This is a genomic window from uncultured Sanguibacteroides sp., from assembly GCF_900543425.1.
GTDB lineage: Bacteria > Bacteroidota > Bacteroidia > Bacteroidales > Marinifilaceae > Gabonibacter.
Genome location: NZ_UQRQ01000013.1, coordinates 53,437 through 77,716, shown reverse-complemented (window position 1 = coordinate 77,716; position 24,280 = coordinate 53,437). Strand labels below are relative to the sequence as shown.

The 24,280-nt window shown below is 41.0% G+C and carries 17 protein-coding genes; 6 read left to right on the top strand and 11 right to left on the bottom strand.

Annotated features, from left to right (window positions below):
* The first annotated feature begins 11 nt into the window (after positions 1–11).
* Entirely contained in the window at positions 12–410 is a 399-nt protein-coding gene (locus tag QZR76_RS08930; RefSeq protein ID WP_294142366.1) for a fibronectin type III domain-containing protein, read from the top strand.
* Positions 411–765: 355 nt separating this feature from the next.
* On the opposite strand, the gene QZR76_RS08925 is transcribed toward QZR76_RS08930, so the two are convergent.
* The 7 genes from QZR76_RS08925 to QZR76_RS08895 all read right to left on the bottom strand — a co-directional run bounded on the left by QZR76_RS08925 (position 766) and on the right by QZR76_RS08895 (position 12,788).
* A complete protein-coding gene (locus tag QZR76_RS08925) occupies positions 766–3,423 on the bottom strand; it encodes a zinc-dependent metalloprotease (RefSeq protein ID WP_294142364.1) in 2,658 nt (885 codons plus the stop codon).
* An 86-nt stretch (positions 3,424–3,509) separates the two neighbouring features.
* Positions 3,510–4,598, bottom strand: coding sequence for a thioredoxin family protein (locus QZR76_RS08920; protein WP_294142363.1), 1,089 nt, complete (start codon positions 4,596–4,598; stop codon positions 3,510–3,512).
* A 23-nt stretch (positions 4,599–4,621) separates the two neighbouring features.
* Positions 4,622–5,557 carry a hypothetical protein gene (locus tag QZR76_RS08915; protein ID WP_294142362.1) on the bottom strand — a complete coding sequence of 312 codons (936 nt, stop codon included), beginning with the start codon at positions 5,555–5,557 and terminating at the stop codon, positions 4,622–4,624.
* Positions 5,558–5,587: 30 nt separating this feature from the next.
* Positions 5,588–7,174, bottom strand: a complete 1,587-nt coding sequence (locus QZR76_RS08910; RefSeq protein WP_294142361.1) for a RagB/SusD family nutrient uptake outer membrane protein — start codon at positions 7,172–7,174, stop codon at positions 5,588–5,590.
* A gap of 14 nt (positions 7,175–7,188) precedes the next feature.
* Complete coding sequence (locus tag QZR76_RS08905; RefSeq protein WP_294142359.1) at positions 7,189–10,800, bottom strand: SusC/RagA family TonB-linked outer membrane protein; 3,612 nt, start codon at positions 10,798–10,800, stop codon at positions 7,189–7,191.
* Positions 10,801–10,945: 145 nt separating this feature from the next.
* Positions 10,946–12,112 (bottom strand): FecR domain-containing protein, encoded by a 1,167-nt coding sequence (locus QZR76_RS08900; protein WP_294142358.1) that lies wholly within the window; start codon positions 12,110–12,112, stop codon positions 10,946–10,948.
* A 118-nt stretch (positions 12,113–12,230) separates the two neighbouring features.
* Positions 12,231–12,788 (bottom strand): RNA polymerase sigma-70 factor, encoded by a 558-nt coding sequence (locus QZR76_RS08895; protein WP_294142356.1) that lies wholly within the window; start codon positions 12,786–12,788, stop codon positions 12,231–12,233.
* Between the two features lie 391 nt (positions 12,789–13,179).
* On the opposite strand from QZR76_RS08895, the gene QZR76_RS08890 reads away from it, so the two are divergent.
* The 5 genes from QZR76_RS08890 to QZR76_RS08870 all read left to right on the top strand — a co-directional run bounded on the left by QZR76_RS08890 (position 13,180) and on the right by QZR76_RS08870 (position 21,284).
* A complete protein-coding gene (locus tag QZR76_RS08890; protein WP_294142354.1) occupies positions 13,180–14,343 on the top strand; it encodes a FecR family protein in 1,164 nt (387 codons plus the stop codon).
* Positions 14,344–14,425: 82 nt separating this feature from the next.
* Positions 14,426–17,719 (top strand): SusC/RagA family TonB-linked outer membrane protein, encoded by a 3,294-nt coding sequence (locus tag QZR76_RS08885; RefSeq protein WP_294142350.1) that lies wholly within the window; start codon positions 14,426–14,428, stop codon positions 17,717–17,719.
* 24 nt (positions 17,720–17,743) lie between these two features.
* Entirely contained in the window at positions 17,744–19,198 is a 1,455-nt protein-coding gene (locus QZR76_RS08880; protein ID WP_294142348.1) for a RagB/SusD family nutrient uptake outer membrane protein, read from the top strand.
* 12 nt (positions 19,199–19,210) lie between these two features.
* Positions 19,211–19,900, top strand: a complete 690-nt coding sequence (locus tag QZR76_RS08875; RefSeq protein WP_294142347.1) for a DUF4843 domain-containing protein — start codon at positions 19,211–19,213, stop codon at positions 19,898–19,900.
* Positions 19,901–19,925: 25 nt separating this feature from the next.
* Positions 19,926–21,284 (top strand): hypothetical protein, encoded by a 1,359-nt coding sequence (locus tag QZR76_RS08870; RefSeq protein WP_294142345.1) that lies wholly within the window; start codon positions 19,926–19,928, stop codon positions 21,282–21,284.
* A gap of 91 nt (positions 21,285–21,375) precedes the next feature.
* On the opposite strand, the gene QZR76_RS08865 is transcribed toward QZR76_RS08870, so the two are convergent.
* From QZR76_RS08865 to QZR76_RS08850, 4 genes are all read right to left on the bottom strand, one after another.
* Positions 21,376–21,927: a 2-oxoacid:acceptor oxidoreductase family protein gene (locus QZR76_RS08865; RefSeq protein WP_294142340.1), complete on the bottom strand. Its 552-nt coding sequence runs from the start codon at positions 21,925–21,927 to the stop codon at positions 21,376–21,378.
* A gap of 82 nt (positions 21,928–22,009) precedes the next feature.
* Entirely contained in the window at positions 22,010–22,771 is a 762-nt protein-coding gene (locus tag QZR76_RS08860; RefSeq protein WP_110688783.1) for a thiamine pyrophosphate-dependent enzyme, read from the bottom strand.
* Between the two features lie 9 nt (positions 22,772–22,780).
* Positions 22,781–23,866 carry a 3-methyl-2-oxobutanoate dehydrogenase subunit VorB gene (locus QZR76_RS08855; protein WP_294142338.1) on the bottom strand — a complete coding sequence of 362 codons (1,086 nt, stop codon included), beginning with the start codon at positions 23,864–23,866 and terminating at the stop codon, positions 22,781–22,783.
* Positions 23,867–23,885: 19 nt separating this feature from the next.
* Positions 23,886–24,113 (bottom strand): 4Fe-4S binding protein, encoded by a 228-nt coding sequence (locus QZR76_RS08850; protein WP_041504133.1) that lies wholly within the window; start codon positions 24,111–24,113, stop codon positions 23,886–23,888.
* Positions 24,114–24,280: the final 167 nt, after the last annotated feature.

Genomic DNA, 24,280 nt, shown 5'->3' with positions numbered 1-24,280 from the left:
TTAAATAAACTATGAAAAATATTAGAAGAAACGTTTCTAAATCATTATTATTTATCTGTTTGAGCTTAACTCTTGCGACAATTGTATTTGCTAGTGCAAGGATTGATGTTCCTAGTCGTCCGGGGAAGCCCATGTTCATGGATGTATGGATTGATGGATGTAAATTTGAGTTTGAAGCACCCATGCATGATGGAGGATCACGGGTGATAAATTATCTTATTGAGTGTAGAGACGGTGCGTGGGGAATGGGGCGGTGGAGGCTCCTTGGGACATCTAGGGTGCTCCAGTATACTGTTCAAAATATGGTTGAGGGGACTAAGGCAGATTTTCGTGTTAAAGCTGTAAATGAGGCTGGAGAAAGTGCACCGTCGGAAGTTTCCGATGTTGTAATATTTAAAGATAAATGGTAGTAGCAATAAAACACTGCGAATTAAAACAATCCCGAATAATCATAACATTGAATTGTTCGGGATTTTTCTTGTAAAAGGTAAACTTCATTGAAAAGCTTATCTTTGCCATTGTCTTTTTCAAAAAGGTATGATTTAACGAGGCACACGATGATAAAAAGATAAGTATGTGTCGATAAAAGTACTGATAAATTTATTTTCACGATTAAGTTATTTATCGTAAATAGAATTAATAAGAAATATTTTGTGGAGAGCCTATTTGTAGAGAGAAAAATAGATGAGACCGCCCGGAAATTTCACATTCCGGGCGGTTCCTTATGCACACAAAATTAAAACAGGGGCGATGGCCCGAATCTTTTTAGATTTTAGCTTCTTGGGTCAAACGTATCAATTCAATTAACATGGCCTGATAATGTTCTTTCGAATTCCGGTTCGGAGCCATGCTTATGGCTTGTTTCAATAACTTTTCGATCTTTAAGGCCGTGGCCCACAAGGACGTATTTGTATCTTCGATGGTTTTCAGTTCGATTTTTCTTTGCCATCTATAGCCTCCTGTTCCGAATTCGTCGGTAATCAGTTTTTGGGCTACGGTTCCGGCTCCCCGGTCTGCTTCTATCGAGCGAAATTCGTCGATGAATCGTTCCGTCAATCCTGTTTTGTCTAATTTGTAGAGATAAATTTCTTCGAGTGAAGGTAAAAATGCCTCGTTAGAGGTAAGCCCCATGCGAAGTGTTTGTTTATTTTTATATGCTAAAGTGCTTGATATGGAAGCAATCATCATTTTTTGTATGATTTTGTCGCCGGAAGTAACAGCCCGACCTTTGATAGCGCTCTCCCATATACCATTATACAAATCGTCGAAATACTCTTGTATTGTGTAAGGGTCTTTCGAAACATGAGCGGACAATAACACGTTATTCCGGGATTTCCACAGCAATTCGGCCGTCATATCCTGAATTTTGGTAGAGATAGCCACTCCCAGACCTATTTTTTCGGTAAGTTCCTTGTTGTCTAACCATCCGCAGTTTTTAATTTGGTTCAATACCCATTTCAATGCAGCGCGTTGTGTTTTTTGAGGGACTGATTGGAAACGTTTACCCGGGGTTCCGTCTTTTACTTCATTGAGGTAGATACCACCCACGTTATACATAACGTTATTTATATAGCGGAAGTATTGGTTGGCAATCGAATTATATAGTTTCGTTCGTTGTGCAACATCCGGATCGTCCGTGATCCATTCGTCCATGTGGGATAAAATGTATTTCAGGTTCTTAATTCCGTAATCTCCCGCTTTCATGGCGTTATCTCCTAAATCTTCTTCTAAGGCTGTCGGATCGAACCGGGCGTAAATTTGTTGTTTGCCGTAGCGATAAATCGGATCATTGGCTTTTTCGTCAACCCAGTTCTCTACTATTTTTGCTTCCTCTTCGGCGTTTTTGGCTTTCGGGAAATAGGAATACAACCATTTTACAGCGTATTCGTCATATACACCTAAATCGGGAGGGGAGAGGGAGACTCCTTTATCCGTGGGTTGTGCCACGTAATTGTACCGTGCGTAATCCATGATGGAAGGCGTAGTCCCGTATTTATGCGTAAAAGAAGCAGAGCGTAATGAATCCACGGGGTAAGCGGAAGAAGAAGCCATGTTGTGCATAAAACCGAGTGTGTGTCCGATTTCATGGGCTACTGCATAGGCGAGCGATTCGTTTATTACGTCATCGGGCATTTTCTTGGAACGTACCCTCGGATCGATTTGTGCCGTCTGCGTGAAACGCCATTCGTTAATCAAGCGGATTAAGTCGTTGTAAATAATTACGGATGCGTTGATGATTTCTCCGGTTGTCGGATCTACCCAAGAGGGGCCCATGGCATTGGGCGTACTGGTCGGAATATAACGAATGCAGGAGTATTTCAGGTTATCCGGATCAAATTCGGGATCGTCTTTCGGAAAATCACGGACTTGCATAACGTTTTTAAAACCTATTTTTTCGAAGGCCTTGTTCCAGCGCAATACCCCTTCTTTGACGGGTTGCCGCCACGATTCCGGAAAGGCATCATCCACGTACCACACGATTGGTTTTACCGGCTCAACCAGTTCTCCGCGTTCGAAAGCCGCAACATCCGAAGGTTCCAAACGCCAGCGATTGGCAAACGAGATGGCTTGCATACCGTCTTCTTTGTCCGAGAGTGATTTTTTCCCCGTTAAAAAGATTCCGACTCGGGCATCCGAAATCCGGGGACGCATTTTATGTTCGGGTAATAACAATAACGTACGCGTGGCGTTCACGGTAAAAGGTTCATTGGAGAGCAAACTGATAAGCCCCAGCAGACTGATCGAGACATTATAAGAATATTGTGTTTTGATCATCGCGTTGTCATCAAAAGCTTTGATTTCACCTAATCTTATTCCTCCTGTCTTGGGTGTTGCCGTTATCGAGACAACAATACTTCCCTTGGAAACGGGGGACATAGTTGGTCCTGCAAATAAGGTGGTCATATTTAGCACGACAGTCGTACTATCGTTATTATACGCTTCGATCTTATAGGCATTGATGATCGGATCCATGAAATTTCGATTCTTCATCACCTCTTCCCGGGATTCACTTGTGTTCAGCTGGGTCGAAACATTTACTCTCCTCATAAATACGGTACTGTCTTCCATGGTGAATTTTATGTGCATGGGAGCTTGCTCTTTGTAGCCGATCTGGCAAAACATATCGTCACTCGTTTCTGAGGCCACGGATGCCAGCAACATATCGCGTCCCATATATTTCACGGGGATTTCCACGTATAATTTACCCTCGATCTTGTGTAAATTGATGAACTTACTTTCGGCTGTTTGCCGCCCCGGCTTTTTCATTAATTTCTCATAGGGTGTCTCTTTCTTTTTCGGTGCTACCTGTTCGGTCTTTTCCTTCTCTTTTTTCTTTTTTCTTTTCCTGGATGCTCCATATCCCTCGTTAACGAAGGGGAAAATCAGTAGTGCCACTACAAATAATACTAACCATTTTTTCATACATTTTTATTTTTAATTATACAATACGGAGGTCTGCCTCAATTCTTATTTTATATTTCAATTCTTATACTTTTTCAGATGATCGTTTATTTATCCAAGTTGTCGATTAGTTCCTCGAATTTTTCCCGGTCCGTTTGGGTAGAAAACATTGTCAGAATCGTATCTTTCATAGCTTTTACACCGGAGGTAAGAGTCTTGTCTTTTTTGGCCCGCACGATCTGTAAAATTTGTGGTAATATCCATAGATTACCTTGTTTCGATGTAGTCATGATCTCTATCGCATGAAGTATCTTCCCGCTATTATTTTGAAGATATGCCTCGAGAAAATCAATTTGCTCTAAAAGTGAGGTTTTATTTTTCATATCGACAATAGATAATTGTTGACGAAGCTTTTTAAGAATCTTCGTCGTCTTTTCCATCTCGATGGACTTACCTTCAGCCAAAGCTTTCAGGTAGGTATCGATAGCCCCGGAAAAACATCGATAGAGAAATAAATCGATATTTATATCACCTACATTTTTTCTTATTGCCTCTAAATTTTCCATTACGAATAAAAAACCTTCATCCCCGTATTGCTGGTTTTCGATCAAAAACCAATAATCGGCCTGCATTCTCTCCTCCTTGCTCAAACGAGCTGCTAATTCGTTTAGGACTGCTACACTTCGATCGCGTTCCGCTATCTCTTTCAAAAGAAAGTAATAGTTTTTCAACTGTTCATTGTTCATCTTGCCGGATGCGTGAAGTTTTGTCTGAAAACATAACGAGTTTTCTTGTATCATGCCCTGTTTTACTTTCGCGATAAAATCATCTGCCGTAAGACTGCTTCCAACCAGTTTATGATATAACGTTCCGTCTGGGGTCAGAATCAGATACGTGGGAAACACCTTGACATCAAACTCTTTTCTCAGTTCGAGTTCTTCTTTTTCCACGTCATATTCCACGCTAACGAATTTCGCGTTAAAATAGTCCCCGACAATGGCCTGTGTCAATATTTGCTCCCTCATTTGCTTACAAGGACCACACCACGAGGTGTAACAGTCGATAAAGAGGTATTTGTTTTCGGTTTTAGCTTTGGCCAGAGCCTCTTTGAAACTCAGTTTTTCAAAGTTGACACCTTGTCCGAAAACAAATCCGGTAGATACAACAAATACCAAAATTAGAGTGATCTTTTTCATCCTACGCTTTATTTAATACGGTATTAAAGTTGATGGTTCTTTTTTAAGGCTTCTTCAAATGCATCTACAAATGTTTTTACCATATCGAATTTCCGGAGTATTTTAGAATCGTTTTTGTATTTCTCTTTCAATTCATTTTCTCTCCCGAGATAGGCATAAACGTACGTGATATACTCGAGCAGGTCGTCATCGACCGATGGGGATCTGAATTTCCCGTTTTCCAGTAAAGAGGTCCACCTGAAGAATCCTTGTTGTTCGGGTGTTTCCATGGGTGGACGATTGATGTTTTTGTCGTAATTTGTTCCGAAGAACACATTCTCATCCGTTATTTTGGCAAAGTCTTCCATCTCTTTGCTGTAATTTACTTGAATCCAACTTTTACTTTTGCCGGCCAGAATCCGGCAGGCCCAGATGTTCAATTCGTCGTCGGTCATGTCCGGAATCTTGTGTAATCCTCCGATGGTAATTCCTTTCAGGCTCTCCGGGTAGATGGCTGTTTCTCCCCAGACGTGCGTGTTGAGATCGTTGAAACCTTTAGACAAAGAGTCGACCAATAATAGGGAAGAGGGTCTGTATTGTCCGCTTTTAGGTAGACGGGGAAGTACTTTTTCCTGGATAGCGTGTATCGCTTTTAACATGGCGGCTGAATCGGAGGATAATTTTATGGATACGAATATGTCCGTGCTGAAAATATGATATCCGGGTTCAAAAAGTACCAAATCTTGTATCGGGTTTCCGAAATGATCCACACGATCGTTTCCCTGATGAATGGTGTCATTGACAAATATGGGCATGTCATCATTCACATAGATGTTGTAGATTAGCTGATTGACTTCTCCCGATTTGTTCTCGATAACAAACCAGTCTAACATATTTTCCGTGGCAAACACCTTCTCTTCCTTGTTACAGGCGGAAAACAGGAAGAGAGGAAAAACGAAATAGAATAAATATTTTAACATATCATTGTGTTTAAATGTTTAACGAATAAATTACTCCCGATCGATTCTCGGGGGATTGTCAACCATTACTCCGTTATTGAAAACCAGTTCTTCCGGGGGTATGGGTAGTACCCAGGCATTGTCTTCACCGTAAGGTTGTAGCGTGTAGATTCTGTCTAACGGGGCTTTTTCTCCGTAATTGGCTGCTGACCTGTATGTTTTGTGCGATATGGATTTTTTCTCCGGATATTTGGGCGAAACGGCGTAGCGACGCAAATCAAACCAGCGGTGTCCCTCGAAGGACAACTCTTTACGACGTTCTTCCCGGATAAAATCGACCATGCTTTTGCCGTTCAATCCGTCGACTGACGGATATTTATGATCGGCATAACGTTTCTCCAATAAGGCTTTAATGGTGTTTGCGGCCTCCGGTTGATCCAACATGGCTTCGGCTTCCGCCTTATTCAGGTAAACTTCGGCTGCCCGAAGAATGAACGAATCAAAAACGGTGGGTTTCGGGAGTGTAATGTTCCAGTTCGCGTATTGATTTTCAGGACTTTTTCGCATGTAGTAATTGGAACTTTCTCCTGATGTTCTGGACCGTTCCAGAAAACATGCTTTCCGTAAATCTGCTATTCCCTGACCTTCGTACTTGGAGTATAAATCGTATAGTTCGTCGGAAACACGATAGCGTACCTGGCCGTAGTTGTTGTCCATGAGTAAGCCGATTGTTGGTGAGCCCTGCGTGAAAAAGACCTCAGGAGAGTCCGATGTGTTGAAATAATCACGTTCGCTTTCTCCCGGAACGCCGTTTCCCGGGTTGAAATCATTTAAATCTCTTAGCTTGCATCCCAATTCCATGATTTTATTACACTCGTCGATTGCTAATTGCCATTCGTCCATGTATAGATAGACGCGACTTAACAAGGTACGAGCGGCAACTTCATTTGCACGGTAGATCGTGGGTTGTTGTATTCCCTCCAAATTACTTATGGCATCTTTCAGATCTGTCACGATTTGTTTATAAACGGTAGACACGGGGTCTCTCTTGAAATATTTTGCTTCGATATATTCTGTTAAATTCAAGGGAACACCCGGATCCCGATCTGCTGTTTCCCGTGAATACGGGTTAGCGTAAAGGTTTACGAGCATAAAATAGTATCCGGCGCGTAAGAATAAGGCTTCGCCTTTGATCCGTCGACGCGTTTCTATCGGATCGGAAGGAAATTCTTTCACGTAAGAAATGATTACATTCAGGTAGCCGATGTGTTCGTACATTCTTTTCCAATCGACATCCTTAAAAATAGCTCCGCTGTGACTCATGAAAGGATTTTTCGCCCATGCATAAAAATTGCGCATGTAATACACGGGACAGGGAAAGTCCAGAAATACTTGTCCTGTTAAGCTCTCTTCGGAATCATCGTCCATGATATGCAGATAGGGATAGTAGCCGTAATCCGAACCATAATAAAATGAATTAAAATTATCCTGTTGCTTCATATAACCGTTACCGATCAATATTTCATCCAGATCGGCACACGAGTTGGCATAGGTTAAGTCTTGCGAATACTCGTGTAGGAAGTCTCCGCAGGAGACACATAAAAAGGCTCCTATAATTAAATTGAATATTGTTTTCATAACATCGATATTACTTAGAATGTAACGTTTAACTGCAGCGAGTAAGTAGGTCTTACCGACATATTAATCAAATCCGATGTTCCGGATTGTGAAGGATCCTGTCCTTTTAGTTTGCGACTGCATATCGTGAATAAATCGGTCCCGCTTATGCTGACATAGGCTGATTTGAGATTTAATCTTTTGCAGAATTGATCTGGGATGACGTAACGCAATGAAGCACTTTGCAGTCTTACATAGTTTCCGGAAACGACCCGGATATTCGAATTATCATACATGTCCCAAATATTTTGGCCGAATTTGTACGGTTCGTTGCTCCACCAGGGATCGAGTGTTTTGGACCATTCGTCGTGAGGTAATATTCCGGGAATATTCGTGTGTGCTTCGTCCCCGGGATGTTGCCAGCGTTTGGTTAGCTCTTTGCGAAGATTCTTTTCCGGTCCCACGATGCTACCGTCTGAAGGATACATTCTAAACATGCGGATTTTAGCACCGAAACTATAGGCCAGGTTGAAAGAGAGACCTAAATTTCTCCAGCCTAAATAATTTGAAACACCTCCCTGTATGAACGGTTCGCGGCATCCGGAACGTTCCATTACGGTGGTATAAACGGACTCTTTATCCATGCTGGCATACACCTCTTTCATGTCTATTTCTTTTCCTCCTTCGGACACGAATTGATCCGTGTTATAGAACATCGGGGCTCCGTTTTGAGGGTTCAATCCTTTGAATTTGTATGAATAGAATGTGTTCAACGGCTGTCCCGAAACTTGTACGGTTCCGTTCAGGTAATCTCTATAGGTAATTTCATCCTGTATCAACTTGTCTTTGGGAGTCACCTTATCGATTAATTGATTGATTACCGATCCTAAGTTGGGATTGAAACGCCAGATAAATCCTTTTCTTTCTCTGTTTGCACCCATCGTATTGATCGGGACGAGATTAAGCGTAACTTCAACTCCTTGATTGGTTAAATGCCCCGCATTTACGGTGTAATTCTCAATCCCGTTTACGGTCGATACTTTTTTATTTAAGAAAGCATCGGACGTATTACGGTAATAATAGCCGATAGATCCTTGTACCTTATTTTGAAACAGGGAGAACTCCAGATCGATGTTGTAGGTGGAGGTTTTTTCCCATTTGAGGTTCGGATTCGGATATTTGTTGATGATAGAATAAAATTCGTTGAACAGCAAGTTCGTTCCTTGTCGTTGTATAATTAAGCGGGGAGAATCCTGTGCGGACATATTTCCCTGATAGCCGAACGACATCTTGAGGGCCAGTACGTCCAGCCAACTCACGTTGCTTAAAACATTTTCATGCATATTCCAGCGACCGGACACGGACCAGATCGGTAATAGACGATCGTTACTGGCATCCCCGAATTTATTGGATGCATCGATTCGCATATTGGCATTCAGGATGTAGGAATTATCATAAGAGTAACTTGCGCTTCCGACTAATCCCACTAGATTGGTCAGATTGTTTGTCAGACGTCCCAACGCACTGGTTGACATTAACCATTTTCTATAACTCGGATATTTATTGGTTTCAATATCTATGGCGTCGAATATCATTCCCCGTCCCGGTAGATATCCGCGTCTTGTAATATTAAAACCCGTATATTTGGAAGAACTCAATTCACCAATCACATTTGCCGTTAGCTGATGATGTTGATCTTCGTCCAGTATTTTGTTGAAATTCAGTGATGCCCGTAAACTGTAGCTGTTGTTTTTCGTGTCGTTGATCTGTAATTCTCCACCGACCGGACAGGTTGAAGAGCTGAGAATTTCTCCGGTTTCCCGGTCTTTTAACCGTAAATTGGAAACGTACCAGCTATCCTCACCAAAATAGATCTGTTCCTTGGTATGTGACACGTTATAGGCAAAGACGACTTCCGCTTTTAAGGCGGGCATGAGCTTATATGAAAGGGAAAGATTCAAGCCGATTTGATCCGTGTTGATATCGTCGGAAGAGTTTTTGCATTCATTGATAATATTGAATAAATGTTCTTCATTGTTGTTGGTCGAGTTCGTTAATCGTTGGTAGTATAATAAACTTCCATCCTTATTGTAGGCAGAAACACTTCGGGAAGTATTGTAAGCATAATCGGTAACGCCCACATCTTTAGGGGTATACTCTTTGTCCTGTAAGTTGGCATTTAAACCGAAATGTAAGGAAAAACGTTTGTAATCCATGTTCAGGTTGATCATACTTGAATACCGTTTATTCTGTTCTCCGCGAATATTACCCAGCTCGTCCATATATCCCAGGGAAGCATAATAACGTATGTTCTCTGTTCCTCCGGATATACTCAACGTGTGATTCTGGGAATAGGTGTCTCGCATCAAGGTGCCCAACCAATCCGTGTTTGCCGTTTCCATTGCCTGAACGGAACTTACAAATTCATCGTGAGTAATGACTTTGTTACAATAATCGTAATAAGCGGATTCGTATCCGACCCAACTTTTCAGATCCGGAATGGCTAATTGTGCGTCTATCAATTCCCGGGAATAGGCAATACGTTCCTGGGAATTCATCACGTTTACCGATCGATCGGTGTACCGGGGCCGAAGGCGGTAGGTTCCGGACACGGAATAAGATATCGACGGCTCGCCGACCTTACCTTTTTTCGTAGTAATTACGATGACCCCATTGGAAGCTTTCGGACCGTAAATGGCTGTTGCCGATGCGTCTTTCAAAACGTCAATTTGATCGATATCGTCCGGATTTAGTCCGGAAATCGCATTTCCCAATAGATTCACGAAATCCAAATCATTGATGGAGGCCGGGTCTACATCGACCGGGTCTGTCAGAATAATGCCGTCCAAGACCCATAACGGAGCCGTAGAACCCAAAATGGTTGTCGTTCCTCTGATTTTTACTTTCGGAGTTGTTCCTACCTGTCCTGAATTTCTCATAAAAATCATTCCCGGAACATGACCTTCCAGCATTTGGTCGACTGTATTGATACCGGCTACGGCAATATCCGATGCTTTTAAAGAGGTAACCGAACTGGTCAAATGCCGTTTATTCACATTATAATAACCGTAAGACACAACTTCGTCCAATGTAGCTGCTTCCTCCTCCATGATCACGTGAATCGGTTTTTCCGCTTGTACCTCTTTTTCGGTAGATTTCATCCCGATAAATGTAAATATCAAAACTATTTTAGACGTGTCTTTGGGAATCAATAATTTGAACTCACCCTTCGTGTCCGTAGCTGTGCCTATGGTCGTTCCTTTTAGTCTCACCGTTACACCCGGTAAAGGAATCGAATCCCTGTCCGTGACCTTACCTTGTATCGAAACTGTTTTTTTCTCCTCTTGTTGACGTTTATGAATAACAACCGTGTTGTCCACGAATTCATAATATAACCCCGTACCTTTCAAACAAATATCCAATACTTGTTTGATCTCCATATTTTCAATATCGGCTGTAACCCGCTTATTGTTTTCTATTTGTTCGTGATTATAGACAAACAGGTAGTTGGATTGTTGCTCGATCAGTTTAAATACTTTTTCCAATAAACAATCTTTTACCTGAAGCGAGATTTTAATGTTTTGAGAATACTGGGCGGCAGATAATGGTGTGAGATTAACAAGTAACAGGATAGATGTTAATTTCATGATCCCAATCGTTTTTTTTAAAATACGATTCCTTAAAAATCGCAATTGTCGATTTTTCTTCATAAATTTGTTTTGCTAAAAGATTAAACACATTGTTGTTTTTAAAGCTGTTGAAAGGCCTAATTTTCAACAGCTTTTTTTATCACTATTTTGAGATTACTATGGTCCTTCCTTGCATGGAAAATTTTACAGCTCCTGTTTTTTCTAAAAATTTCAATACCTCATTGATATCGCTATGGCGGCGTATTGTCCCGGTAAAATGTAAGTTTTTCAATTCAGGAGTTTCATAGACAACCTCTGCATCATACCATCGGGATAAAACTTCCAATACCTCTTCCAAACGTTGTTTATTGAATATAAACCATCCTTCTTTCCAGGCTACGAATTCTTTTATATCGACTTCGGATAACGAAACTTTTTCGTTTTCTTCCCGAAGTTGCATGGAAGGGTGAAGTATGTATTCTTGTTTTTTTATAACGACCTGTACCTTACCTGTTACTAATGTAGTCACGAATTTTCCGTTATAATTATTGATATTGAAACTTGTTCCCAACACTTTAATCTTCTTATCTGCTATCTCCACGATAAAGGGTTTTTCTGTGTCTTTCATGACCTCAAAATAAGCTTCTCCGTTCAGTTTGACCCGGCGTTCTTTTCCGGAGAATTGTGAAGGAAATTCCAGTTCTGAAAGAGAATTCATCCATACCCGGGTACCATCCGCGAGGATCAGTTTATATTCGCCTCCCCTTGGAACGATGATCTGGTTGTTTTGCGGTTCAGCCTCTATTCTACCGGAATCCTCTCTTGTTACGGTTACGGTACCTTTGTCTTCGGATTTGATAATTGTCCCGTCTGACCGGGTGTTTATTTCGTTTCGACCATCTAAAACATAGTGTTCGCCATTGGCTAATTTCAGAAAAGCTTTATAGCCGCCTTTTGGGGGAATGACTGTTTCTCGAGTAGGCTTTTTGATTTTTTGTGGTTCCGTGATGAACTTATAGGCAATCCCCAAACAGACACCAATAAGCAAAATTGCGGCATATCGCGTTAAACCTATTTTACGTCTCGGCTTTTGATAAATCCTTTTCCGAATATTTTCCCAGCTCTTCTCTTTGCCGTTCTTTTTTCGGAAAGCAAACCTTTCTTGGAATGAATGCTTGTCCTGTATCCGGAGTAATAATTCGTTGTGAGCAGGAGACTCGTCAATCCAACAGCGGAATGTTTTTTCTTCTTCCGGAGTTAATGTTCCATCCAAATAGTGTTTTATTTCCCGGATTCTTTTTTCTATAGTCTCACTTAAATCTTTTTTCATTCTATCGTATCGTTATGGCCTTATTGGGGGTCTTATCTTAAATACAAAGAAGTCGTCCGAGAGGACGACAAGGAATGTGACTTTTTTGAAAAATATTTTTTTAGAGGCGTGCGGATAATTAAAATCCGAAAATGATGGAGATGATAAAAAGATCGTTCAGCCTTGCTTTCAAAGCTTGACGGGCCCGTGCTTTGTGGGTTCTGACCGTATTCACGGAAATGTGCATTATCTCTGCAATCTCGATATTGTTTTTCCCTTCCAGGTGCATTAGTATGACTTTACGTTGCTCCTTCGGTAAGTGATCGATTTCTTTCATCACCAGACGATAGACTTCCTCTTCCACGACCATATCGGCGAAACCTTCTTCGGATGCCAGTAGCTTACATTCGTTTTGATAATTTTCTTCCAACTTTTTAAGGTGAATATAATTGAGGCAGCGGTGGCGCATGGATTGATAGATAAACATTTTTAAATGCAATCCGGATTCGATTGTTTCTTTCGCTTTCCATAGATTGACAAAAACATCCTGTACGATGTCGATGGCGATCTCCTCTTCTTTTAGCATACGCAGACCGAACATGCACAAGGAGTCGTAATACATCTCGTAGTAATAACGAAATGTTGCTTCGCACCCTTCTCTGAAAGAGGCTAATGTATTTTCAGGAATAACAGTCATGTATTTTATTCACTATCTGTAAATGAACTTCACCTTTCCCATCTGTGGACAAAAATACATAATTTTCTATTGATATCAAATTGAAATAGAATAGAAGGTTTTCAATTTTGTATTGAAATATATTGAGATATTATTATGTTAATATAGTTTGTTTTCTTTTTTTCTATAGATGTAATAATGAATCAATATAATTGGGGCGCTTTATTTTCGGTCTCTTTCCTTTTTTATCAAATGTTTTGAATGATTGTTTTCTCTTGGGCTGAAAACAATTCTCGGGGACGGTTCTTTGGGTTTATTTTTAATCCCCGGGAACCGTCCCCGTATTTTTTTTATGGGCTTGTCACCCATTTGCGGAAGAAGTGTGTTTGTGGTATATAAAAGATGCAAAGAAATGAAAAAAGAGAAAGAGATATATGAATTGATCGTGGCTTATCTGCGAAAGGAAATTTCGGAGGAGGAGGGGATGGTGTTGCAAAACTGGGTAGATAAAAATGAAAGTCATAAACGTTTGTTTGTCGAATTATGCGATAAAGAGCGATTGAAAAAGGAGGTAAGGCAATACGCCTCGTTTGATACGGAAGGGCGATGGAAACAGTTTGAAAAGAATTTCGAACGGGAAAGAAGAAAGAATCGAAGAGTCGTTATTTGGAGAGCTTGTGCCGCATCTGTTGCAGTCTTATTAATGGCGGGTATGGGATTACTTTACTCTTCTTTGAAGAAGGAGTGTGTTAGACGGGAGGCCAGGGCGGTGGCAATTGTTCCCGGGGAGACTCAGGCTGTTTTAGTATTGGGTGACGGACGGGAGGTCGCTTTAAAGGGGATGAGAGATACGGCTTTGTTGACGGACAATGGCGAAAAAATTTGGGTGGACGGAAAAGGCGAACTGCAATATGCTTTATCGGAAAAATCGAACATGCCGGAGATTCATACCTTGCGGATTCCCCGGGGCGGGGAGTATAAAATAACCTTAGACGATAGTACGCGGGTATGGTTGAATAGCGAAACCCAATTTACTTATCCGGCTCATTTCGTGGGTAAGGAACGGAGAGTAAAGGTAACGGGGGAGGCTTACTTTGAAGTGACTAAAAATAGGGAGTCTCCTTTTATCGTAGAGACGGATAAAATGGATATACGGGTATTGGGAACCTCTTTTAATGTTACGACCTATCCGGACGAGGAGAAAAACAGTACCACGTTGGTGGAGGGAATGGTCGAGGTCTCTTTGCCGGGAAGTGCTGAAAAGATCATATTAAACCCGGGAGAACAGGTGTTGATCCAAAAGGAAAAAGTGGAGGTTCAGAAGGTAAACACGAAGCTGTACGTATCCTGGATGCGGGATCGTTTCTCGTTCGAAAGTGAAGACATGGAAGCGGTTATCCGCAAATTATCGCGTTGGTATGATGTCTGTTTTTTCTTTGCTAATCCGGAGATGAAGCAGAAACGATTCACGGGTAACATTCCGAAATACGAAGAGATCCATCAGGTGTTGAAAATGATGGAGATGACAACAAATATTCGTTTCACCATAAAAGATAAAACCATTATTGTACAATAAAAAAAATACAGGACGTGCAGCGAACACCTCCTGTATAGCTTGAAAAATTGATGTAGTATAAACAATTTAACCTTACAAAGGTATGAAAAAAAAGTCAAACGTAAGGGGTAGTGATGGGGCTACCCTGGGAAAAATCTGTATGATTATGAAGCTTTGTTTGTTTCTATTGCTGTTCACGATGCTTTCTGCGTCTGCACGCAGTTTGGCACAGGAGGCACGGGTTTCTATGGAAAGGAAATCAATTAATTTATTAACCGTATTAAAAGAGTTGGGTGAAAAAACCGATTATGAATTTTTTTATAACGATGATGAGGTGATGCGCTGGAAAGTTTCCGTCTCGGCGAAGGAGGCGACGGTAACGGAAATTTTAAACCGGATATTAAAGAATACCTCGCTTACTTATAGTATTGTGGATAACATCATCGTTATTTCACCGAAGCCTGAAGAAAAAGCAAAGCGCTGGCGAATATCCGGTACGGTAAAAGATGATAAGGGAGAACCGATGGTTGGGGTAACCGTTTTTTTGAAAGGAACGACGATCGGAACGGCTACGGATCCGGTCGGTAAATTCAAGTTAGAGTTTTTAAAGAAAGACAGTGTGACCGTTGTATTTTCTTTTATCGGTATGAAAACCCAGGAACGTATTGTAAAAGATACTCTCGTTACCGATATTGTGATTACCATGATACCGGAAGTCGATGAATTGAATGAAGTGGTTGTTACCGGTTTCGGTAACCGTTCGAAAAGCAGTTATACGGGGTCCGCTACCAGCGTGACCAGAGAGCAATTAATATCCGTGGGCACTAAAAGTTTGTTACAGAGTTTGGCTGCTTTTGTTCCGGGAATGCAAATTGTGACCAATAATGAAATGGGGTCGGATCCCAATACCCGTCCGGAGATTTTGATTCGTGGTCGGAGCAGTTTTGAAGGTTCTTCCAATGTGCCGACCTTTATCGTGGATGGGGCCGAGGTAAATTTGGATTACGTGTTCGACATGGATATCAATGATGTGGAGAGTGTTACCGTGTTAAAAGATGCGTCAGCTTCCGCTTTGTATGGAGCTAAGGCGGCTAAAGGTGTGATTGTTATTACTACGAAGCCATTGAAAGCTGGAAAAATGCGTGTTTCTTATAGCGGAACATTGCGAACTTCGATGCCGGATTTAAGTGATTATAATTTATTGAATGCTGCCGAAAAATTGGAATATGAAAGACGGGCCGATTTATATATAGGGACGAAAGGGACGGAGCAATGGGAATTGGATGAGGAATATAACGAAAAGTATAAACGAGTTCGCGAGGGAGTAAATACGGATTGGATGACAAAACCTTTGCGTAATTCTTTGTCTCAAAATCACAATCTTAATATTGCCGGTGGAGATGATTATATCCGGTATAGTATGACTGCTCGTTACGGTAGTGAACAAGGTGTAATGAAAGAATCCAAACGGGATAGGTACTCCTTGGGCTTTAAATTATCCTACAATAAGCAGGATAAGGTTTTTATTTCGAACAGTACGACGATTACATCGGTTAATAATCGTGAATCGCCTTACGGCTCATTTAGTCAATACGCGGAGCTGAATCCGTATGATCGTGCCTATAATTTGGATGGGACGTTGAATAAAGTTTTAAGTTTTAATGTAGCTAATCCACTTTATGAGGCAACATTAGGAAGCTATAATAAAGGGGAGCAATTTTACCTGAATACCGTTTTGGATATCAAAGTAGAATTAATGCGAGATCTTCGGGTAGAAGGTACTTTTTCTTTGAATAAATCTAAAAACGATACAGAAATATTCCTTTCTCCTTTGTCGTATACGTTCACGAGTAAAAGAATTCCTGCCGCAGAAGCGGGAAGAATCGATGTTTCAAACACGAAGTCTATGGATTATTCCGGACGTATGATGTTATCTTATAATAAGATGCTTGGTTCCGGAACGTTATTGAGTGCCATATTGGGAGGGACGATACAATCTACGGAAAGTAATTCGAATGGGTATCGAGGAGTGGGGATTTTTTCGGATAAACTGGCTCATCCTGCTTTTGTTACCAGGTACCCGGAGGGAGAGACTCCTAAGGGGGCACAGAGTATTGATCGCTCTATGGGAATTTTTGCAAATGCCAATTTGATATACAACGATCGTTACTTTTTAGATGCTTCCATTCGTTACGAGGGATCATCGAAGTTCGGGTCGGATCAACGTTATGCTCCTTTTTGGAGTGTCGGTGTCGGGTGGAACATTCATAAGGAGAAGTTTATGCATTCGTCTACTACTGATCGATTGAAATTGAGGGGAAGTGTGGGATATACCGGTAATGCCTCGTTCTCTCCTTATCAAGCGATGACGACTTATAAATATGATTCGGAATTGGAGTATGAAAAAGGAATAGGTGCAGTTCCTATGGCTATTGGAAATCCTGATTTAAAGTGGGAACGAGCTTTAACCTGGAATGTGGGATTAGACGTTGTGTTATTTCACAATCGTTGGGATATGACATTGGATTATTACAATAAGATCACAGATAACTTACTGTTGGACGTGGCGAAAGCTCCTTCCGTGGGAACAACGACAGCAAAAGAAAACGTAGGGAAATTGTTAAACACGGGAATAGAGTTTCAAACAAGGGTTGTAGCTATTCGATCCAAGTCTTGGAATTGGTCGTTGTCTCTAAATATACGGAATAATAAAAACCGAATCAAAAAGATCAGTAACAGATTAGAGGAGATGAATAAAAAATTGAATTCGGAGAAGAGTTTGTTGCCTCCGCCCGTGTACGTGGAGGGGCAGTCGCTCAGTGCTGTTAAAGCGGTAAAATCGGGAGGTATCGATCCTGCCACGGGTAAAGAAATTTTTATCACGATGGATGGGAAACCGACCTTTGTTTATAATTATTGGGATAAAAGAGTATATGGAGATTCCGATCCTGTTGTTTCCGGAGTATTTGGCTCTTATTTAACCTTTAAGGGGTTTTCTGTGAATATGTTATTTGAGTATTCTTTGGGTGCTACGATTTATAATCAAACTTTAGTTACCAAAGTGGAAGGATCGGATCCTCAGAAAAATGCTGATAAACGAGTCTTCTATAGTCGTTGGAGTGAGGTCGGAGATTATGTTAAGTATAAGAATATAAAAGATAAGTCGCTTCCGGATATAACGAGTCGGTTTGTGCGTGATGAATATATGTTGAGCATGAAGAGTCTAAGTTTGAGTTATGATTTTTCTCCGGCTTTTTGTGAGAAAATCTACTTGAATCGACTTCGGGTGGAGTTTCTGACAAATGATTTATTCCGTTTATCGACGATTAAACAGGAGAGAGGATTTGCTTATCCTTTTGCCCGTAGTTTTGAATTCTCGGTTAGTGCGGCATTTTAGTAATTAACGGTAAAAAAGATAGTTATGAAGAAAAGAAATATACAATACCATATCGTATGGGGAGTATGTTGTGCTCTGATACTGTTAAGCGGATGCGACAGTTTTTTGGATGTACAACCCAAGGGTACGGTTGAACAGAAGAAACAGTTTGAAGATGTACAGGGATATCGGGATGCCATGTATGGAATTTACGCAACGATGGCCAAAAATGAGTTGTATGGACAGTCTTTGTCCTTTGGATTCGTGGATGAGATCGCTCAGCTTTATTATGACAAATATGGGACCCGCCAGGATGAAGTATATGCCGTTCAGAAATTGAGCTATAAGGATACTAAGGTGGCGGAAAAAATAGATGAAATCTGGACAAAATCTTATGAATGTATTTCGTATGTAAATAACGTAATAACCCACGTGGATAAGGAGAGTCGTCTTGATTTGGATTTATCTCTGATAAGAGGAGAAGCGTATGCTTTGAGGGCGTTTTTGCATTTCGATATACTTCGTTTGTTTGGTGATAATATTCGTAGAAGTCCTGATGCGGGAGGTATTCCGTATGCTACGGTATTTGGTCTGGAGTCAAAACCCGTGTATACACTGAAAGGTTGTTATGAACATATTCTGTCGGATTTAGATGCTGCATCCCGTTATTTAAAAGATGAGGTAAAAGATGTTCATGATATTTCGAGTCCAGAGCCTTATCTTAGAACTCGTTTTATGCATTGTAATCTATATGCTGTTTGGGCGATAAAGGCTCGGGTATTTCATTTTAAAGGAGATTTGGATAGTGCTGCTTTTTACGCGGAGAAAGTAATTTCGGCGTCATCATTTGAACTGGTCGATTCAAAGAAATTCGCTTCGGTAAAGCGTTACGGAAAGGATAACAAGGAATTGATTTGGGGATTATACACGAAGCAAATGGCTTCCGTGTATAAGGATTTGTTTTTGTCTCCATTAGGGCAAGGTTCCGCTTTATGGGTTCGGAGCGGTGTAAGAAATTTGTATGAGGTCAGTTCGTTTTCTGCCGATAGCAAAGATTTGCGGTTTACTGAATTTTTCTTTGAGGATCCCAGTTCATGGTATGAATATAATTTCGTGAGATTATTGGGTATGGAAGAAAAGGAGTATAATTTGACGGGAGTATGTTTAATTCGACTTCCGGAGATGTATTATATTCTGGCTGAAAGTTGGTATAAGAAGGATAAGGAAAAAGCTTTGCGTTATTTGAATGATGTTCGTAATAGTCGAGGTCTAAAGGACATAGATGGGACCAAAGTGGTTACGTACGATCAGTTTTTTAATGAATTAATGCAGGAACGGCGTAAAGAATTTTTCGGAGAGGGGCAGATTTTCTTTTTTTATAAATGCAATAATTTGAGTTTTATGGATTATTCGAACGAGAATGAAATCCTCCCGTCGAAAGATGTCTTCGTATTACCTTGGCCGAAGGCAGAGCAGGAATATGGTGTTACAAATCAATAAATCGTATAAATAATGAAAACTATATATCTATATTTAAGTTTTTGTATACTACTCTTTATCGGATGTGACGATAATGGGGATGATGGGTATTATCATGATAGGAATAAAGTTTATTTCCTTGAAGATAGCGTATTGGTGAGATTAGGTGAAATGCCTGTGGAGGTTAAGAAATATGTATATCGAGTACCTGTGAAAGTGTTAGGGAAACCTGTACAAGAAAACACGAAATTCAGGGTGAAGGTGGATCAGAAAGCGACTACGGCTCCTTTAAATTCATACACGGCTATACCTCAGGAGATAGAAGTGTTGAAAGATTCCGTAAACGCTTATATCCCGGTAGAATTGATACGTGATAATATAGAAGGAGAGATCGATACGACTTTTCGGATCGTGTTATATCTGGAATCCAGTGAGAATTTTGAATTAGGGCCTCAGGAGAGTTTGGAAACTCGAATTTTGTTTACTAATTATTTAATGAAGCCCGATTGGTGGGTTTATTTGGAGTCGCTTTACTGGGGACCTTACCAGAAGGAAAAGTATCAAAAAATGATCGAAATATGGGGTGGTCCCATTAGCTTTGACGATTATGCATTGAAAATGACACAGGTGATTTATTGTGGTTATGAAATGTATCTTTATTTCCAAAAACATCCGGAATACAATATGGTATTTCCAGACGGAGCACCGTGGCCTTACGAATAATTGATGATAAATAAACGAGGAAACTATGAAACGATTAATATTATTTGTAGCAATACTGTTTTCGATGATCTCTTGTTTGGATGATCAATCGAATGTTGGAGAGAATGCTATTTCGTACTTGTCTTTTAAGTCAGAAATAGAGGAAACCTATCAATCGGAGAAATTCTTAACGTTTGAGTTGGATGCTCCGGAAGTGGTACAAACAACACGGGATAAAGAGTTGTTTTACGAGTGGCAGATAAATTATAAGGTAGTTTCGACTGCCAAGCATTTGGAATACGAGTGCTTGGAAAGTGGACTCTTCCCTTGCCGGCTGAAAATATATAATGAAGATGGTGCGATTTTTAAAGAATTTAAGCTGAATGTGCCTTTCCCGTATGAAGAAGGACTTTTGTTATTAAGTAAGTACGATGAGAAATCTTTGCTTTCTTTCAGAAGCACCGATAAACCGGGAGAGAAGTTTAAAATAGGAGTGTATGCTTTAAATAACCCGAGATTGCCGTTAGGAAGTGAACCGAAAGATATTGTATATGTTGAGGATAATTATTCTCCCAACTATATTTATATCGCCACGGAGAATCCTGTGAAGTTGATAAAAGTGGATTATCGGACGATGGAAGTGGTGAATGATATTGTCTATCCCGAGGAGCATATCGATAGAATGTATGGTAACGGTTATTCATTGGTGTTTTTTGAGCAAGGACGTATGTTGACAATGGACTGTAAGTTGGAACTTTTTTCGAACTATTTTCAGCAAAACTTGCGACTGGAATATCCGGATGTAAAATTGATGGAGCATTATTTGCCTGTTAAAAAAGTAGGTTCGTACCGCTCGGACTTCCTGGTAGTGAGTAAATCCGATAACGTGTTATTCACGGGTGAAAGTAATATGCCGACAAAACATGTTATTAAAGATTTGACAGGGGGATATATATATGGAATCGTCGAGTGTAATCCCAATTCTGAGGTTATAAGCATCTTGAAGGATAAAGATGGGATCAATCGGGTGATACATATTAAGGTATTTGAGAATGCAATGAAGTCGTCCTACCAGGCTCCGGCGGATATAACTTCCGAAAGCGTATTTTTGACAAGTAAGAAAGAGACTGTTTTGTATTATTCAGTCGGTAATCAAATTTTTAGATACAATTATTTGTCTGAAGGAAATTTCCCGGAGGATTCGGATTATACGGTAGGAGAGACGGGGGATGTGATTAAAAGTATGGTGTTCGATGCGGATGAAGAGAAACTTTACGTGGCATTGGATGCCGCATCTGGAGATTATAAAGGGTGTGTTTATTGCTACGACGTGAATACCAAGGCGCTCCTTTGGCATGGAAGGGGAGTTGCAGGAGAAATCGTCCGGATGATTTACAAAAAATAGATTTAAGATAGGAGGAAGGTCTTGTCGACAGGTATTCCTCCTGTTTGTTTTGAACAATAAAAAACCTCGCCGATCCGGCGAGGTTTTTTATTTATAGTTGATTTACGGTTTCAACGTGTTTCATTCCCGTTTGGATGGCCTCGATGTTCATCGGGATCATCTTGTGATGACGGGGTGGGAGTGATTTTTGTAACCCTTTTTCAACGTTATCCAGTTTCACGATAGGTTTCACTTTTAGGAAACCACCGAGAACGATCATGTTGAAAATTTTCGGATTACCGGCTTCAACGGCAAGAGCGGTACCTTCGATCTTGTAGATGTTGATATCTTTTCTTGTCGGTTCGTGGGTAATTCCGTTCGGGTCATAAATCAGGGTTCCGCCGGGTTTTACGGTCGACTCGAACTTATCCATGGATTGTTGGTTAAGAACGATAGCGGTGTCGTATTTGGTTAAGATCGGAGAGCTGATGCGTTCGTCGCTTAGGATTACGGTCACGTTGGCAGTACCTCCACGCATTTCAGGACCGTAAGAAGGCATCCAGGCAACTTCCTGATCTTGCATAATTCCGGAGTAAGCTAAAATCTTTCCCATAGAAAGAACTCCCTGTCCTCCGAATCCTGCTATAATAATTTCTTCTGTCATAATTTTAAAATTTACGATTTGTGATTTATGATTTGCGATCCAGACTGCTAATCTACAATCGTCAATCTAAAATCTACAATGATTAAATGTCTTTCATGTCTCCTAACGGATATTTGGGGAACATGTTCTCCACCATCCATTTGTTAGCCTGAATCGGATCCATTTTCCAACCGGAGTTACAAGTACTTACTACTTCCACGAAAGAGGTTCCTTTATCCTTCTTCGTGTTTTCGAAAGCTTTCCGGATGGCAGCTTTTGCTTTTCTAACAGCAGCAGGAGTATGAACAGCCTGACGAGTTACATAGCAGGTTCCGTCCAATTGAGCGATCAGTTCGGTAATCTTCAGGGGGAAACCGTTTAATTTGGCATCACGTCCGTAAGGAGTGGTAGCGGTTACCTGACCCAACAACGTTGTCGGGGCCATTTGTCCTCCCGTCATACCGTAAATGGCGTTGTTGATGAAGATAACAACGATGTTTTCTCCCCGGTTACAGGCGTGCATGATTTCACCGCAACCGATGGAAGCCAAGTCTCCGTCTCCTTGATACGTGAACACGTATTTCTCGGGGTGAACACGACTGATTCCGGTTGCAACGGCCGGAGCGCGTCCGTGGGCGGCCTCAGCCCAATCGATATCCAAATAATTGTACGCGAGTACCGAACAACCTACCGGAGATACACCGATAGTCTTGTCCTGAATACCCATTTCCTCAATTACCTCCGCAACGAGTTTATGAACAACCCCGTGTAAACAACCCGGGCAGTAGTGCATAATGTTATCGGTAAGTACGGGAGTCTTCTTGTAAACAAGATTCTCTTCCTTAATTATATCTTTTAATTCTATTGACATAGCTTATGCTCCTATAATTTGTTTTTCAAGTGCTTCAACGATCTCTTCAGGTGTCGGGATCACTCCACCGAAACGGCCGAAGTGTTCAACCGGAATTAATCCGTTCACAGCCAAACGAACGTCTTCCACCATTTGGCCGGCGCTCATTTCAACCGTAAGGATTCCTTTCACTTGTTTTGCCAGTCTGGCAATCTCTTTTGTCGGGAAAGGATACAAGGTGATCGGGCGAAGGATACCTACTTTAATACCCTTGGCTCTGGCCAATTGAACGGCCTTTTGACAAATACGAGAACTGGAACCGTAGGCCACGAACAGATATTCTGCATCTTCTGTGCTTATCTCTTCGAAACGTACTTCGTTTTCTTCCATCTCTTTGTATTTAGCCTGAAGTTTGTGGTTGAATACCTCTTGTTTGTAAGAATCCAACTCCAAAGAAGTGATGATGTTGTGCTTACGGTTCGGTTTTTTACCGGTCAGAGCCCATCCTTCAGACATTTTGGAAATTTCTTCCTCGGTCCAACGGGGTTTGTATTCGCTTAACTCTACTTTTTCCATCATCTGGCCGATAACACCGTCAGCAAGGATCATAGCCGGGTTACGATATTTGAATGCCAAGTCAAAACCAAGACCCACGAAATCGTTCATTTCCTGTACGGATGCCGGAGCCAGTACGATGAGACGATAGTCTCCGTGTCCACCACCCTTGGTTGCCTGGAAATAGTCACTTTGTGCCGGTTGGATGGTTCCCAATCCTGGGCCTCCGCGTACAACATCCACAAGAAGGCAAGGAAGTTCGGCTCCTGCCAGATAAGTCACACCTTCTTGCATTAACGATACTCCGGGGCTGGATGACGAGGTCATCGCTTTTTTACCGCATGCTGCGGCTCCGTATACCATGTTAATAGAGGCCAATTCACTTTCGGCCTGCAATACGACCATTCCTGTCTCCTCCCACGGTTTTCTTAACATGAGAGTCTCCATGACTTCGGATTGCGGGGTAATAGGGTATCCATAATAAGCGTCACATCCGCAACGAATGGCTGCTTCAGCTATTACCTCATTACCTTTCATTAATTTTACTTCTGCCATTTTCGGTAGTTTTTATTCTTTATTGTACATTCATTTTGTAAACGGTGATTACTGCATCAGGGCATACCATACCACAACTGGCACAACCAATACATGCTTCCGGGTTTACCATCTCGGAGTAATGGTATCCTTTACCATTCACTTCTTTGGCAAGTCCAAGTGTCTTCGTGGGGCACGCCTCCACGCACAAGCCACATCCCTTGCATTTTTCTGTATCTACGACTACAGCGCCTCTAAATTTTGCCATAACTGAATAGATTATGATTTATAAATTATTTTGGTGTTTATCTTTGATTTTGTAACAAAATTTCGGGTATAAAATTAAAAACTAAAATCGAATAGTAAAAATAGTTTGCCATAAATTTAACTTTGTTTTGATTTTATTTAATGAATGCCTTTTATACCTGATTTTCG